This window comes from Candidatus Roseilinea sp. NK_OTU-006, assembly GCF_012931985.1.
Taxonomy (GTDB): domain Bacteria; phylum Chloroflexota; class Anaerolineae; order J036; family Brachytrichaceae; genus JAAFGM01.
This window is the reverse complement of record NZ_JAAFGM010000022.1, coordinates 19,033-32,710: the sequence shown is the minus strand read 5'-3', so window position 1 is coordinate 32,710 and position 13,678 is coordinate 19,033. Positions and strand designations below refer to the sequence as shown.

Annotated in this window: 12 protein-coding genes, 2 tRNA genes and 1 riboswitch; of the genes, 4 read left to right on the top strand and 10 right to left on the bottom strand. The window is 63.1% G+C overall.

Annotated features, from left to right (window positions below):
- Position 1: 1 nt before the first annotated feature.
- The 5 genes from GXH28_RS11270 to GXH28_RS11250 all read right to left on the bottom strand — a co-directional run bounded on the left by GXH28_RS11270 (position 2) and on the right by GXH28_RS11250 (position 4,627).
- Positions 2–835, bottom strand: coding sequence for a transporter substrate-binding domain-containing protein (locus GXH28_RS11270; protein ID WP_206156819.1), 834 nt, complete (start codon positions 833–835; stop codon positions 2–4).
- A 20-nt stretch (positions 836–855) separates the two neighbouring features.
- Positions 856–1,569, bottom strand: coding sequence for a L,D-transpeptidase (locus GXH28_RS11265; protein ID WP_240550348.1), 714 nt, complete (start codon positions 1,567–1,569; stop codon positions 856–858).
- A 79-nt stretch (positions 1,570–1,648) separates the two neighbouring features.
- Complete coding sequence (locus GXH28_RS11260; protein WP_169239124.1) at positions 1,649–2,530, bottom strand: N-acetylmuramoyl-L-alanine amidase family protein; 882 nt, start codon at positions 2,528–2,530, stop codon at positions 1,649–1,651.
- Entirely contained in the window at positions 2,527–3,366 is an 840-nt protein-coding gene (locus GXH28_RS11255) for a GNAT family N-acetyltransferase (protein WP_169239123.1), read from the bottom strand. The genes GXH28_RS11260 and GXH28_RS11255 overlap by 4 nt, the downstream gene beginning before the upstream one ends.
- 40 nt (positions 3,367–3,406) lie before the next feature.
- A complete protein-coding gene (locus GXH28_RS11250) occupies positions 3,407–4,627 on the bottom strand; it encodes a hypothetical protein (protein WP_169239122.1) in 1,221 nt (406 codons plus the stop codon).
- A gap of 98 nt (positions 4,628–4,725) precedes the next feature.
- Positions 4,726–4,886, top strand: a riboswitch (SAM riboswitch).
- Between the two features lie 161 nt (positions 4,887–5,047).
- On the opposite strand from GXH28_RS11250, the gene GXH28_RS11245 reads away from it, so the two are divergent.
- The 4 genes from GXH28_RS11245 (at position 5,048) to GXH28_RS11230 (ending at position 8,369) form a co-directional block, all read left to right on the top strand.
- Positions 5,048–6,376 carry an O-acetylhomoserine aminocarboxypropyltransferase/cysteine synthase family protein gene (locus tag GXH28_RS11245; RefSeq protein ID WP_169239121.1) on the top strand — a complete coding sequence of 443 codons (1,329 nt, stop codon included), beginning with the start codon at positions 5,048–5,050 and terminating at the stop codon, positions 6,374–6,376.
- 74 nt (positions 6,377–6,450) lie between these two features.
- Positions 6,451–7,563, top strand: coding sequence for a homoserine O-acetyltransferase MetX (gene metX / locus GXH28_RS11240; protein WP_320447954.1), 1,113 nt, complete (start codon positions 6,451–6,453; stop codon positions 7,561–7,563).
- A 115-nt stretch (positions 7,564–7,678) separates the two neighbouring features.
- Complete coding sequence (locus GXH28_RS11235) at positions 7,679–8,272, top strand: methionine biosynthesis protein MetW (RefSeq protein WP_169239120.1); 594 nt, start codon at positions 7,679–7,681, stop codon at positions 8,270–8,272.
- 23 nt (positions 8,273–8,295) lie between these two features.
- A tRNA-Asp gene (locus GXH28_RS11230) sits at positions 8,296–8,369 on the top strand.
- 141 nt (positions 8,370–8,510) lie between these two features.
- On the opposite strand, the gene nikC is transcribed toward GXH28_RS11230, so the two are convergent.
- The 5 genes from nikC to GXH28_RS11205 all read right to left on the bottom strand — a co-directional run bounded on the left by nikC (position 8,511) and on the right by GXH28_RS11205 (position 13,669).
- Positions 8,511–9,341, bottom strand: a complete 831-nt coding sequence (nikC, locus tag GXH28_RS11225; RefSeq protein ID WP_169239119.1) for a nickel transporter permease — start codon at positions 9,339–9,341, stop codon at positions 8,511–8,513.
- A complete protein-coding gene (locus GXH28_RS11220; RefSeq protein WP_169239118.1) occupies positions 9,338–10,348 on the bottom strand; it encodes an ABC transporter permease in 1,011 nt (336 codons plus the stop codon). Before GXH28_RS11220 ends, nikC begins: the two co-directional genes overlap by 4 nt.
- Positions 10,345–12,003 (bottom strand): ABC transporter substrate-binding protein, encoded by a 1,659-nt coding sequence (locus tag GXH28_RS11215; RefSeq protein ID WP_169239117.1) that lies wholly within the window; start codon positions 12,001–12,003, stop codon positions 10,345–10,347. The genes GXH28_RS11220 and GXH28_RS11215 overlap by 4 nt, the downstream gene beginning before the upstream one ends.
- A 312-nt stretch (positions 12,004–12,315) precedes the next feature.
- Positions 12,316–12,388: transfer RNA gene (locus tag GXH28_RS11210), tRNA-Glu, on the bottom strand.
- 15 nt (positions 12,389–12,403) lie between these two features.
- Entirely contained in the window at positions 12,404–13,669 is a 1,266-nt protein-coding gene (locus GXH28_RS11205) for a CCA tRNA nucleotidyltransferase (protein WP_169239116.1), read from the bottom strand.
- Positions 13,670–13,678 lie beyond the last annotated feature (9 nt).

The window sequence follows — 13,678 nt, the reverse complement described above, 5'->3', positions numbered from 1 at the left end:
CTTATCGGTTAGTGTCATTCGTGTCGTTGGCGTCGGTGTCAGCAGTATCGGCGGTCCTGTTCGTGAGCCACTTTCGGGCGATGCGCGTTAGGGTGCCGTCGTTGCTCATCTGCAACAGGATGCGATTGAGTTCACTCGCCAGCCGTCCATCTGCGCCCAGCATAGCTATCGTGTGCTCAACTGGGCGAAGCCGGAGGCAGCGTATCGCTGCTGTGTTGTCCCATTCGTCAATTGGCGCGCATCCCTCCCGAACGGCTATTTGCCCGCTAACGACTGCCACCTCACATCTGCCCATGCGAATTTCCGTCAAGACCTCCTTTTCATCCGCTGCCACGCGGCGCGTCATGCCCGGTGTGCGTCGCTCCAACCAGCGCGCCAGGCGGTCAGCCTCGCTGCCCAGCGCAGCGACGACGCAGCGCCCGCGCAAATCCTCGGGGCGATCCAGACGCAACGCCGCAAACGTCACCGCGCGCAAGCCGGCGTCGAAATACGGGCGGCTATAGCGAAAATCGGCCGTCCGCATTGGGTCCACGACCAGGGCCGACATCGCGACATCAGCGTAGCCGGCAAGCAGCGCATCGTAGAAGCCATCGTAGCCCACCGGCACGGCCTCCACACGCAACCCCAGACGACGCGCCGCCTCATGCGCCACGTCGGCATCCATCCCCTCCCAGCCATCCGCGCCATAGAACGAAAACGGCCGGATCCCCGGATCAATGCCGACGCGCAACACGCCACGCGCGCGCAGCGCCTGCCAGCGCTGCTCAGACTCCACAGCCGGACGCGACACGAGAAAGACCGCCGTCGCGACAACCAACACTGCACAAAACGCCACAGCACGCCGCCGAAGGATCTTCAATGCACCACCACGACCGTGCCTTGTGGCGCCCAGCCATACAACCAGGCGGCCTTGCCAATGGGAATATTGACGCAGCCGTGACTCATGGGCTGGCCAAAATTGTTGTGCCAATATGTGCCGTGCAAGGCATAACCCCCCTTGAAGTACATCACATAGGGCACGTTGGGCAAATCGTAACCTCTGCCCCGCATGTGTTGCGAATCAAGTTTGCGATAGATGCGAAAGATGCCGCGCACCGTCGGCGTATCCTGCGCCCCGGTCGAAACCAGCGTGGTCATCACCATCCGGCCATCCTCCCAGGCGATCAGCCGCTGCTCGTCCAGGATGACTTCAATCCATTTCCCCCGGCGCGTCGGCACGGATTTCGCGTCATACACCGCCGCGTCCGGCGCATCCTGCGGCAAGGATGCAGCCACCGTCGGTTGGACGTGGACGGGTTGCGCCGGCGCTTGTGCCACCGCCGCAACGCGCGACGATGGAGCAGTTGGAGGCGTCGGGGCCGCAGCAAGGACCGGCGCCGAAGCAGCCGGGCGGGCATCTTCTGGCGCCGTGACCTGTCGGGATTGAGGCTGCGCAGCTTCGCGGGCTAAGCGCTGGGCCGCCGGTTGCGCCCGGCGCTCCGCCGAGACGACCAGCGGGACGGCGGCCAACAGCAGTGCCATCATCACGCACAGCGCAACTAACCGCAGCAGCCCGGCGAGAAACGCCATCACCGAAGTATTCTAGACCAACCGATACGGTTCAAGGATCAAACGCACAGAGCAGCCGTCCGCCCCGTCCTTAAATTTTTCATGGGGTCTCGCCGCGCAGAAAACACAGCATCCCCTCGACGATACCCTGAGCCACCACCTGCGGCCGGCCTTCCAGCAACTGCCGGTCGAGATCCATGAAGCCGGTCTCGATGATCGCAGCCGGCGTCTCAGGCGCAATCTCATCAAAGGCGTGATACTGCGTCATGTCGCGCGTGACGGTGTTGGCATGGAAGCGCAGGCCGGTGCGCGCCCCATAACGCGCCGTCAAACAGGCGACTAGGCGATCCGCCTCATCCGGCACTCGGCTGTGCGCGGCGCGCGCCACCTTGAAGCCGGTGGCGAAATCGTTAATGCGCGCGCACGAGTCGGCATGGATGCTGAGCAAGGCGCGCGCCCGATAGCCGCGCAACCGCGGATCAAACTCATCCAGCACATCCACGATGTAGCCTTCGGCGCGTAACACCTCGGCCACGCGAGTCGCATGTGCAAAATTCAGCGCGGCCTCGGTCAAGCCGTCGTCGCACACGGCGCCGCTGTCGTGGCCGCGATGCCCGCTGACGATGCCGATGCGCACTGCATCCTGCGCCGCAACGGCCGCGCTGCGCGTCGCCTCGCGCCACGCTGCATCGGCTGCAGCTTGCGCCTGCGCATCTGCCGACGGCCAGCGCGGCGCATCCCGCAGCGCGATGATCGCCGCACCGGTGAGCGCCATCGCCAACGCCAGCCCAATCAACCGGCGGCGAGCTGCGCGTGGAAAGATGGCCGCCGTCTCATGCGCCGGCGCAGGAGCGGCGCCGGTTATCGCGACCCGCCGCGACTGTGCGCGCGCCCGGCTTTTGCCGGCGGCTTGGGTGCGACGGATGTTGCTGCGCTGCACGCGCTGATCCTTGGCGCGCTTGCGCGTCGGAGCGCGCTTCACGCAATCCCTCCCGGCGCTTCGCGCGTGAGCACCTTGCGCATGACCGGCAGCTTCTCGCCCACCGGCGCGAACCCCAGCCGGCGATACAGCCGCTGCGCCACGCGATTGCCGGCCTGCGTATTGAGCGAGACCGAGCGCGCGCCGGCCTGCGCCAACCGCATCACCACGTCACAAAGCAATCCCGCGCCAATTCCCCGACGGCGCAGTTCCGGCTGAACGGCCAACCGCACAACGTGCCCCTTCTCTCCATGCAGGACCGCACACGCATAGCCCACCAGCGCCCCGCCGTACACGGCCACGGTGGTTGCGAACGCCCGCGCCACTGCGCGTTGCATCAGCACAGGTGCATAGCGCCATGGCTCATCAAAGGCGCGCACATCCAAGGCGCATAACGCTTCGAGATCGGCCGTGCGCGCCAAGCGCACCTGCAAGCCGGTAAGGGGCGGCATCGTTTTCGAGATGCGCCGCGGCTCGACCTGGAAGGTGAGCAATCGCTCAACGACGCGATAGCCTAGATCGCGCAGATAAGGCTTGATCCACTCAAACGGATGAACGATGCACCACACCTCGCACACACCGTGCGCTGCCAGTCGCGCTTCGGCCTCACCGAACACATTGGTCAAGTGCGTCGCTGGCGACAGGCCATCGGCGACGGCGCACCAGCGCAGCCAAGCCACCCCGGCGCATGTCGCATCGAGCGCATCGGCCTCGGCCAGGTCGAGCGGCGTGAGCAGGAGCGCCGCATTGCCATCGTCAAACGACCACAGGTCGCTGGCGATCCACTCATCCCAATCCCACCAATCGAGGCGATCGAAGATGTGCCGCGCACGCCGCAAACGGGAGAGCCTGGCGCTGCGCGCGGCCGACGCGCTGACTTCATGGTTTCTTGTATACGCGGAATTCCAATTCCACTCGCTGAAAGTAGCCATCGGGATCACCATCGAGCGGCAGCAACTGCAGATCCCGCACCTCAACTTCGACGCGCAGTGTGGAGGTGGCGATCTCGAAGATGCCCGGCCCTGCCTGCACCAGCTCGCCGCGCGCCGCCAGCTTGCTGCGCATCACGTTATTGCGATAGGCGTAGGGGGTGAGCATCACCTTCGTCGTGCTCTGGAAGTCGTTCTTATCGAACGTCCAGATCGCCAACGCGATCACCCGCGAAGGCGACGTCAGGCTGACGCGATCGGCGACCGATGCGCCGCACTCGCCGATCAATTCGCCGCTCGTCGCGCTGATCTGGAACCCTTCATCGAAGTTCTCGTTGCCATGCTCATAAACAGCGCGAAAGGTGTTGATGAGGGATTCACCGGGCAACGGCGAACCGACGCGCACCGGCGCCGGCGCATAGACGGCGGGGATGGTGCCAGGCTCAGTGGGGGCGGCCGCCGGCGTCGCCGCGGCAACCTGCCCATCAGCGGGGTTGACATTGATCACAGTCCCCGGGCGCGCTTCGGCTTCGCCGGCGGCGCGAGGCGCAACGACCGATGCAGTGGCAGACACCGGCGCGGGCTTGAGCAAACGCACGACGAGCAGCAGCAGGCCGGTCAACACAGCGATCCACAACAGCAGCAGCAATCCGCCGAGCAACGCGGCATTCCGGCGCGCCTCGATCACCGACTGAGCAATCACAGGCGGCTGGTCTTTCACCTGCTCCAGACGTTCAGCCAGTAAAGTGAGGCTGTTCTGATCTGCCAACGTGAACCATCCCTGGTCGGGATTGTCGCCTTCGCGGGCGTTTTCGTTGCGGGCGACCTGCTCGGCGCTGCGAACCATGGCCAGCGCCTCGATCGGCGTGGCATCGCCGGTCGTCACACCCAGCGCCTGTTGCGCTTGGGTCAAGGCGGCTTCGGGTTGACCGATCTGCACGCCTTGGGCATAGCGCGCCGCGACGCGGGCGACGTACACATCGCGATAGTCGGGCCGGTCGCCGGCGGGATCGAAGCGCAAGAAGCGCGGCGGCGCATCCCGCAGGATGACATCGGCCGGCACCCAGGCATACACCAGATAGGCGACGCAGGCGACGCCGATGAGAAAACCAATGACCAATGCGACGGTGACGATGAACCAGCGATTGAAGCCCCAAGCGTCGCTCTTCATAATGAGCGATTCTACTTGTGAATTGGGGCTTGACAAGCACTGCGCAAATCGCTATATTCTGCAGCCGTTCGGAAAAGAGAATATCGCCCGATCGCGCACTCTTATCCAGAGAGGTGGAGGGACCGGCCCTGTGAAACCTCGGCAACCATCCAGGTGCGGATCGCAATTGCCAATCTCAGATTGGCGCGAAGCTGGCCAGCGTTGCGATCTTTTGCCTGAAACGGTGCCAATTCCGGCAGCACAGACTGGAAGATGAGAGGCAGCGGCAGCTATGAATTGCTCACGCCCTCTTGTCTTACCGCGCAAGAGGGCTGTTCACTTTTCCGCAACACGCATAAACGGTTGCGCATTGCGTGATGCGCATCGCGCGAAGGGATGTGCCATACGCATGAGCGCCAAAAAGGAGTAACTGGATAAACCATGTCTAACCATCCGTTCCATTTCGACACACAAGTTCTGCACGCCGGGACCAGACCCGATCCGACGACGAACGCGCGCGCGGTGCCGATCTATCAGACCACGTCGTACCAGTTCCGCGACACCGACCACGCGGCCAATCTGTTCGGGCTGAAAGAATTCGGCAACATCTACACCCGCATTATGAACCCGACCAACGATGTGGTCGAGCAGCGGCTGGCCGCACTCGAAGGCGGCGTTGGCGCGCTGGTGACGGCATCCGGCCAGGCAGCGGAGACGTTCGCCATCCTCAACCTTGCCCAGGCCGGCGACCACATCGTCAGCTCGGCGTCGCTCTACGGCGGCACCTACAACCTCTTCCACTACACCCTGCCCAAACTGGGCATCGAGGTCACGTTTGTGGATCCTACCGACCCGGAGAACTTCCGGCGAGCCATCCGCCCAAACACCAAGGCGATTTACGGCGAATCGGTTGGCAACCCCAAGCTCGACATCTTTCCTTTTGAAGAGGTGGCAGCCATTGCGCACGAAAACAGCCTGCCGCTGATCATTGACAACACCACGCCGACGCCCTACTTGTTGCGACCGATCGAGTGGGGCGCCGACATCGTGGTGCACTCAACCACCAAATACATCGGCGGACACGGGTTGAGCATCGGCGGCGCAATTGTGGATTCCGGCAAGTTCGACTGGAGCAAGAGCTGGCGCCACGACGCCTACTTCAACAAGCCCGATCCCAGCTACCACGGCTTGGTGTATTCCCAGCTCGGCGCGCCGGCCTACATCCTGAAGGCGCGCCTCACCCTGCTGCGCGACATCGGCGCGGCGCAAAGCCCGTTCAACTCTTTCTTGAACATCATCGGCCTGGAGACGCTGCACGTCCGCATGGAGCGCCACATCCAGAACGCCAACGCAGTGGCCGAGTGGCTCTCGAAGAGCCCCTATGTCTCTTGGGTGACCCACCCCAGTTTGCCCAGCCACCCGCAGTATGAAAAGATCAAGCGCATGGCGCCCAAGGGATTGACCGCGCTGGTGGGCTTCGGCATCAAGGGTGGACGCGAGGCCGGCCGACAATTCATCAACAACCTGAAGCTGTTCTCGCACTTGGCCAACATCGGCGACGCCAAGTCGCTGGCCATCCATCCCGCCACCACTACGCACTCGCAACTGACGCCCGAAGAGCAACGGGCCACCGGCGTGACCGACGACTTCATACGTCTGAGCATCGGCCTGGAGGATATCCGCGACATCATCTGGGACCTCGAGCAGGCGCTGGAGGCAGCCGTAGCGGCGGTGAGCAACGGTCATAAAAAGGACGTTGTGACGGCCTAACACCGGCCGATCGGCCAGTTCGGAGATCGCGGGGCGGCGCTCGTCGCTGCCCCGCGCTCCCGCATCTAAGTATCGTGCTCGTCAAAACGCAATACTTTCACTACGACGGCGAGATCCGGCTACAGAGCGGCGCGACGCTCGGCCCCATCACGCTGGCGTATGAAACGTATGGCCGGTTGAATAACGATCGCAGCAATGCGATCCTCATCTGCCACGCCTGGAGCGGCGATGCGCATGTCGCCGGCCGGCACTCGCCCGACGATCCCAAACCCGGTTGGTGGGATGACGCCGTCGGGCCGGGCAAAGCCTTCGACACCGACAAGTACTTCGTCGTCTGCTCAAACGTCATCGGCGGGTGCGGCGGGAGCACCGGCCCGTCATCCATCAACCCGAAGACCGGCCGACCGTATGGGCTGAGCTTCCCCATTGTGACCATTGCGGACATGGTCGAGGCGCAGCGTTTGCTGACCGATCACTTGGGCATCGAGCGATGGCTGACGGTCGCCGGCGGCAGTATGGGCGGAATGCAGGCCCTGCAGTGGACGGTCTCGTATCCCGCTCGCGTACGCAGCGCGATTGTGTTGGCGGCGACCGCGCGCCTATCGCCGCAAACCATCGCCCTGAACGAAGTGCCACGCCAGGCCATCTATGCCGACCCAAACTGGAACAACGGCGATTACTACGGCAAGACGCCGCCGAACGCTGGGTTGGCCGTAGCGCGCATGATCGGCCACATCACCTTCCTGAGCGACACCTCAATGCGCGAGAAGTTCGGCCGACGCTTGAGCAACGGCAGCGAAGGCTACGGCTGGCGCTTCGACCCGGAGTTCGAGGTGGAGCGCTATCTGAACTATCGCGGCCACTCATTCACCAAGCGCTTTGACGCCAACTCGTTCCTCTACCTGAGCAAGGCGATGGACTATTTCGATCTATCCTATGGCCTACCCTCGCTGGCCGACGCCTTTCGCAAGGTGACGGCCAAGTTCCTGGTCGTGAGCTACACCTCAGATTGGCTCTATCCATCGTGGCAGTCGAAGGAACTGGTGCGCGCGCTGCTGCAGAACGACATTGACGTCACCTACGTCGAGATAGACAGCCACTACGGCCATGACGCATTTTTGCTAGAAGTGGATAGGCTGGCGGAGCTGACGCGCGATTTCTTGAAACGTGTTGAGTCAGCACACTAATCGGCCGCCTGCGCGCGGCGCCACCGGCGGCCCAAGCCGGTGCTTCGTCCTGATTTGACATCCAGCAGCATGATCCTTGGCGAAGGTTCGCATAGCGCCTCGCAGAGCAGCACCTATGACCCTCAACGGAAAACGTCCCGATCTCGACGCCATCATTGCGCTGATCCCGCCCAAAGCCCGCGTGCTCGATCTGGGCTGCGGCGACGGCGAATTGCTGGCGCGGTTGATCCACGAGCGTCACGTCCTGGCCCGTGGCGTGGAATTGAGCGAAGCCAATGTGCGGGCTTGCATCGCACGTGGGCTATCGGTGCGCCAAGGCAACATCGATGAAGGACTGGCCGACTACCCCGATGGCGCCTTCGACTACGTCATCCTCAGCCAGACCCTGGCTTACCTGGATCATCCCGCGTCGGTCGTGAACGAGATGTTGCGCGTGGGGCGGCGCGCAGTGATCTCGTTTGAGAACGCCGGCTACTGGCGCGTGCGCTGGCGCGTATTGCGCGGCCAAGGCGTCGGCAGCGACTTGTGCTCTGGCGAGGGGCGCGCGCGGGCGATCACGCTGCCGCAATTCGAAGCGCTGGCGGCGTGCGTCCAGGCGAAAATCGAGTCGGCCCGATTATTCGCAGACGACAAGCCGGTGCGCGCCTTTCCCACCTGGCAAGCGCGCATCGCCATCTACGTCTTGAGCCGGGCGCAAGCTATGGTATAGTTGCGCTTTGCTGGCAACAGCGAGGAGGCGTGGTGTAGAGGCCTAACACGCTGCCCTGTCAAGGCAGAGACCGCGGGTTCGAATCCCGTCGCTTCCGCTCGTGGAATATGCCGACCGTAGCCGGTCGGCATATTCGCTTTTCGGCCCAGAGCGACGCGCCCAAGTCAACCGCGCATGGTTCCAATGCCCCGCGCGATGGCGGTTCGCTCCTGCCCGGCGGTCTTGCACCGAAATGGGTTTACCCGCGCGCAGCGCGCAAGCGTGGGTCGAGATAGTCACGCAAGCCGTCGCCCAGCAGGTTGAACGCCAGCACAGTCACGGTGAGCGCCAGGCCGGGATAGAACATCGTCCACGGTGCGGTTTGTACGAACTTGCGGCTGTCGTTGAGCATCAGCCCCCATTCCGGCTCCGGGCGTTGTGCACCTAGCCCGAGAAAGCTCAGCGCTGAGGTATACAGAATGACGTAGCCCACGTCGAGGCTAATCTGCACCAGCAAGATCGGCAGGATGTTGCGCAACATGTGACGGCTGAGGAGCTGCGGCGCGCCCATGCCGACGGCGCGCGCCGCTTGCACAAACTCGCGCTGCGAGAGCGCCAGCACTTGCCCGCGCGCCAAGCGGGCATACCAGGGCCAGTACACGACGCTCAGCGCCAACATCGTATTGGTCAGGTTGTTGCCCAGCGCCGCGCCGATGGCCGAAGCGAGGATCAGCGCCGGGAAGGCTAGAAACACATCCGTCAGGCGCATCAGGGCGGCGTCCACCCAGCCTCCCAACAGTCCGGCGACCGCGCCGATCAGTGTGCCGGCCGTCACGGCCACGCTCAGCACCACGACTGCCACCTGTATCGAAATGCGCGCGCCGCTCAACACACGGCTAAAGATATCCCGGCCGAAGTCATCCGTGCCGAACCAGTGCGCCACAGAGGGCGGTTGTAGCCGCCGAGCCAGATTTTGTTTGCGCGGGGGATGCGGGGCAAGCGCTTCGCCGAATATCGCGGCCAAGAGGATAAGCGCGCACAGCGCGACGGCCAAGCTGTTCAGCCGGCTTTGGCGTAAAAACCGCCTCATGTCACCTTCAAGCGCGGGTCGGCTAGGCCATAGGCGATGTCCACCACGGCGTTGGCAACGGTGTAAACCGTCGCCAGGACCAACGTCACTCCCATCGTGGCGTTGTAGTCGGCGGCCAACAGCGCATTCGCCGCATATAGCCCTAGGCCTGGCCATTGCAGAATGCTCTCGATCAGAAACGAGCCGCTCATCAGCAGGCCGATCTGCAAACCCAGGATGGTCAGCGTAGGGATCATGGCGTTGCGCACGGCATGCCGCAACACCACGGTGCGATGGGTCAAGCCTTTGGCGCGCGCGGCGCGGATGTAATCCTGCTGCAACACCTCCAGCAGGCTCGCGCGCATGATGCGCAGGAACACGGCGATCACCCCAAAACTCAGCACAAATGCAGGCAGCAGCAAGTGCCACAGCGCATCGGCAAACGTGGCCCATTGGCCGGCCAGCGCGCTGTCCACCGTGTAGAAGCCGGTCAGCGTCGGTGGCGGCGCGACTTCCTGGCTCAGCCGACCGCCTACCGGCAGCCACGACAACACGTAGTAGCCCACCAACTGACCTACCAGCGCCACCCAGAACGGCGGCAGCGACACGCCCAACGTGGACAAGAGGCGCCCGATGTAGTCGAAAGGTGAATTTCTCCAGGCAGCGCTCAATATGCCTGCCGGCAAGCCGATCAGTAAGCTGATGCACAACGCGGCCAGGGTCAGCTCGGCAGTGGCCGGCAGGAAGGTCTGAATGTCCTGTAGCACCGGTCGTTTGGTGCTGAACGACCACCCGAGATCGCCTTGGAGCAGCCCGGCCATGTAACGGGCATACTGCTCAGGGAGCGAACCGTTCAGGCCGAGCCGCTCGCGCAGCGCTTCGACGGCCTGCGGGTTGGCGCGCGGCCCGGCGATCAAGCGCGCAGGATCCTTGGGCACCACGCGCGCCAACACGAACGTCGCAACCGAAATGGCGGCCAGCACGGCCAACAAACCGAGCAGGCGACGCAGGACAAACTGGCCGATCACTCGCGGTAGAGGCCGTAGAAGTCAAACGTCTTGACGTGGATGGGGTTCCACGGATGCCCTTTGACGCTGTTGGCGATCAAAATCTCCTCCTGCGGTTCGGCGGCGTATAGGCCGGCAGGGTCCTCGAACATCAGGATTTGATGCGCGCGCTCGTAGATCGCTTTTAGCTTAGCAGGGTCGGTCTCGGTCTTGCTTTGCTCGATCAACGCATCCAGCTCAGCATTGCTGTAGAGCGCGCCATTGCCCAGCCCATCGTTTTGATCGTTGCGCGTGTGAAAGACGGGATTGACGTAGTTGTAGAAGTCATCGTAATCCGGCCACCAGGCGTAGCCCATCAGATCGGGCAGTTCTTCCACCGGGCGCGAGCCATAGAAGATATCGTTGAAGGTCGCCTCGTCGCGCTCCTCCAGCTTGAGCTTCAGCCCGATCTGCTCCAGGCCGGCCTGAAGCACCTGCCCCATGCGCTCGTAGTAGCCATAGCCGGTGGCGTAGAGGTAGGTGAGCTCTGTGCCTGGGGGCACGCCGGCTTCCTGGAGCAGCGCCTTCGCTTTGTCCAAGTCGAAGGTGTACTGAAAACCGCGCGTCCCGACCGCGCTGCTCATGCCGCTGGGCCAGGGGGAGGTGCCGCGCTTCATCAGCCCACCTTCGACGTTATTGGCGTAGCCGTCGTAATCGAAAGCATACGAGATCGCCTGACGCACGCGCGGATCGACCAACACGCCGCGTTTGGTAAACGTGATGTAATTGATGCGGAAGAGCGGCTTATCGCTGCCCTGGAAGCGCCCCGTCTCGCGCAGCGCCTTGTAGTCCTCTACGGTCGAGATCAGCGCGATGTCGGCGTCGCCCTTCTCCAACAACTGGCGGCGCGTGCTAGGCTCGGGGACGTTGCGAATAATGATGCGCTCGAAGCGCTGCTTGCCATCGTTCCACCCTCGCCAGTAATTCGGGTTACGAACAAAGACGATCTCTTCGTTCGGCTTGATGCTCTCGACCATATACGGCCCGGTGCCGGCTGCGTTGTTGGCGAACCAGGCTTGCGCATAGTCGCTCTTGCCATCGGCGACTTGCTCATGCGCCTTCATCGCTTTTGGAGACACAAACAGCGTGCCGTAGGCTGTGCCCAATGCCTGAGGCAGGTTCGGACAGGAAAATCCACAACGCCACTCCAGGGTGTACTCGTCCTTCACGATCAGATTATTCACCGGATCGCCGCCGGTGAAGCGGTTGATGGTATTCCCCAACAGGCCGATGTCCACCATGCGCAAATAGCCCATCTTGGCCGCTTCGGCGTTAAAGTCAGCTCCGTCGGTGAACTTCACGCCACGGCGCAACTTGAACGTCCACACACTTTGGTCGGCGTTGGCTTCGAATGACTCGGCCAGCACCGGCTCGACCTCGGTAGTGCTTGAGCCCTTGAAATTCACCAACCCTTCGTACAGCGCGCGATGCAGCATGTTCTCTGCGCCGCTGGTGGCCACGCCGGGATCGAGGTTGGTGGGCAGCGAAGGCATGGCCAAGATCAGGGTGCGCGCGCGGTCGGCAGCCGGCTGCACTGCGGCATCGGTAGACAGCGCAGGCGAGGCAGGTTGCGGCGCGCCGCACGCCGCCACAAGCATGACACATGCGGTAAAAAAGATCAATGCACGACGATTCATGAGGCTTTCTCTCCCTCGGCGCCGAAGAGCCCGCATCAGCGCGGGCAACGCGGCTGGATATTAGCGCAGGATAATACTCCACCTTGCCCGACTCTTGCAACACGATGTTGGGTATCGTTGGCAGCCCGACGCCAAGCCCCGAATGTTTGAGTGAGACTTCCGTTCACCCGTGCGTCAGTCGGGCGAAAGCACGAATCGGGGGGCGTCGCAGCCACGTGTGGCCTATCCAAAAGCTGCGCCACAAGAGCGCGCTTTCGCAACCCGTAAAGCAAAAACCAGACTTCTTGAAGAAGCCTGGTTTCTCATCTTTCATGACCCCTACGGGACTCGAACCCGTGTTTAAGCCTTGAGAGGGCTTTGTCCTAGACCACTAGACGAAGGGGCCGCAAGGCGAATCTTATCACATTCCTTCCGTTTCGATCAACCGTTGCAGCAGGCGCTGCTCATCGGCGTAGGACTGCACCTCATCATCCAGCCATGCCCTGCGCAGCCGGCTCAAAATGCGGCCATATGCCGGGCCGGGGGGCAGGCCGAGCGCGCGCAAATCATCGCCTGTCGTCACCGGTTTCACCCAGCGCCAATCCTTCCACTCGCACAACAAAGCGTCGCACTTCAGTTTGTTCGTCTCGAACAGATAGGCCAGGAAGAGCGACAAGCCGCTGAAGCCGCGCAACAATTCCGACAGCCGGCTGCGCCGGGCGCGGAAGGACGCCGACGACAAACTGCTCAACGGGCCGAGGTCAATCAGCGCATCGCGCACAGCATGCTCGAACGGGATCCACTCCACCCAGCGCGCAATGCCGAGTTGGCCCATGTTGTAGGTCAACGCGCCCCATCCGACCGCATGGAGCAGATCGCGCGCGCCGATGTGCAGCGTCTCGACCGGCCATTCGCCCGACCACAACACCGCGCGCGCTCGGCGAAAGCGATGCACCAATGAGTCGGCCGGCGGCACAGGAATACCTGCAGCCTCGAAGAAGCCCCACTCCCGAAGCAGGGTCAGCGCGCCTTCCGGCTCGCGGTCTTCGAAGTTCAACTCCAGATCGTATTTCACGCGCTCGCCGCTGAGCGCGCGCACGTAGGGCAAGCCGGCTTCCAGGGCAAGATGTGTCTCCGCGTCCAGCGCAAACTTGAACCGCGCAGCGTAACGCGCCCCGCGCAACATGCGCGTCGGATCGTCTACAAAGCTGCGGGGATGAATGACGCGCATGACGCCGCGCCGCAGGTCATCCTGGCCGCCCAGCGGGTCAATCAGCGTAAAGTCGTCCAGGCGCATCGCAATGGCATTGATGGTGAAATCGCGCCGGAGCAGATCGGTCGGCAGGTCGCTCGGCTCGACTACCGGCAACGCCGCCGGCCGAGGATAGGACTCGCGCCTGGCCATGGCCAGGTCCACCGCCACACCGTTCATGTGCCAAGTGGCCGTGCCGAACTTGGGGTACGCCTGCACCTCGCCGCCATGACGCCGCCGGAGGGATTCGGCCAGGGCCATCGCGTCACCCTCGACGACGAAGTCGAGATCATCAATCTCGGGCAACTGCAACAGCCAGTCGCGAACCGCGCCGCCGACCAAATAGGCCGATATGCCGGATTCCTGCGCCGCATCGCGAATCGCATCCAACATGAAGCGCTGCTTGGGGTTGAGCAGCGATGTCACGTCAGTCATCTCCTGCAA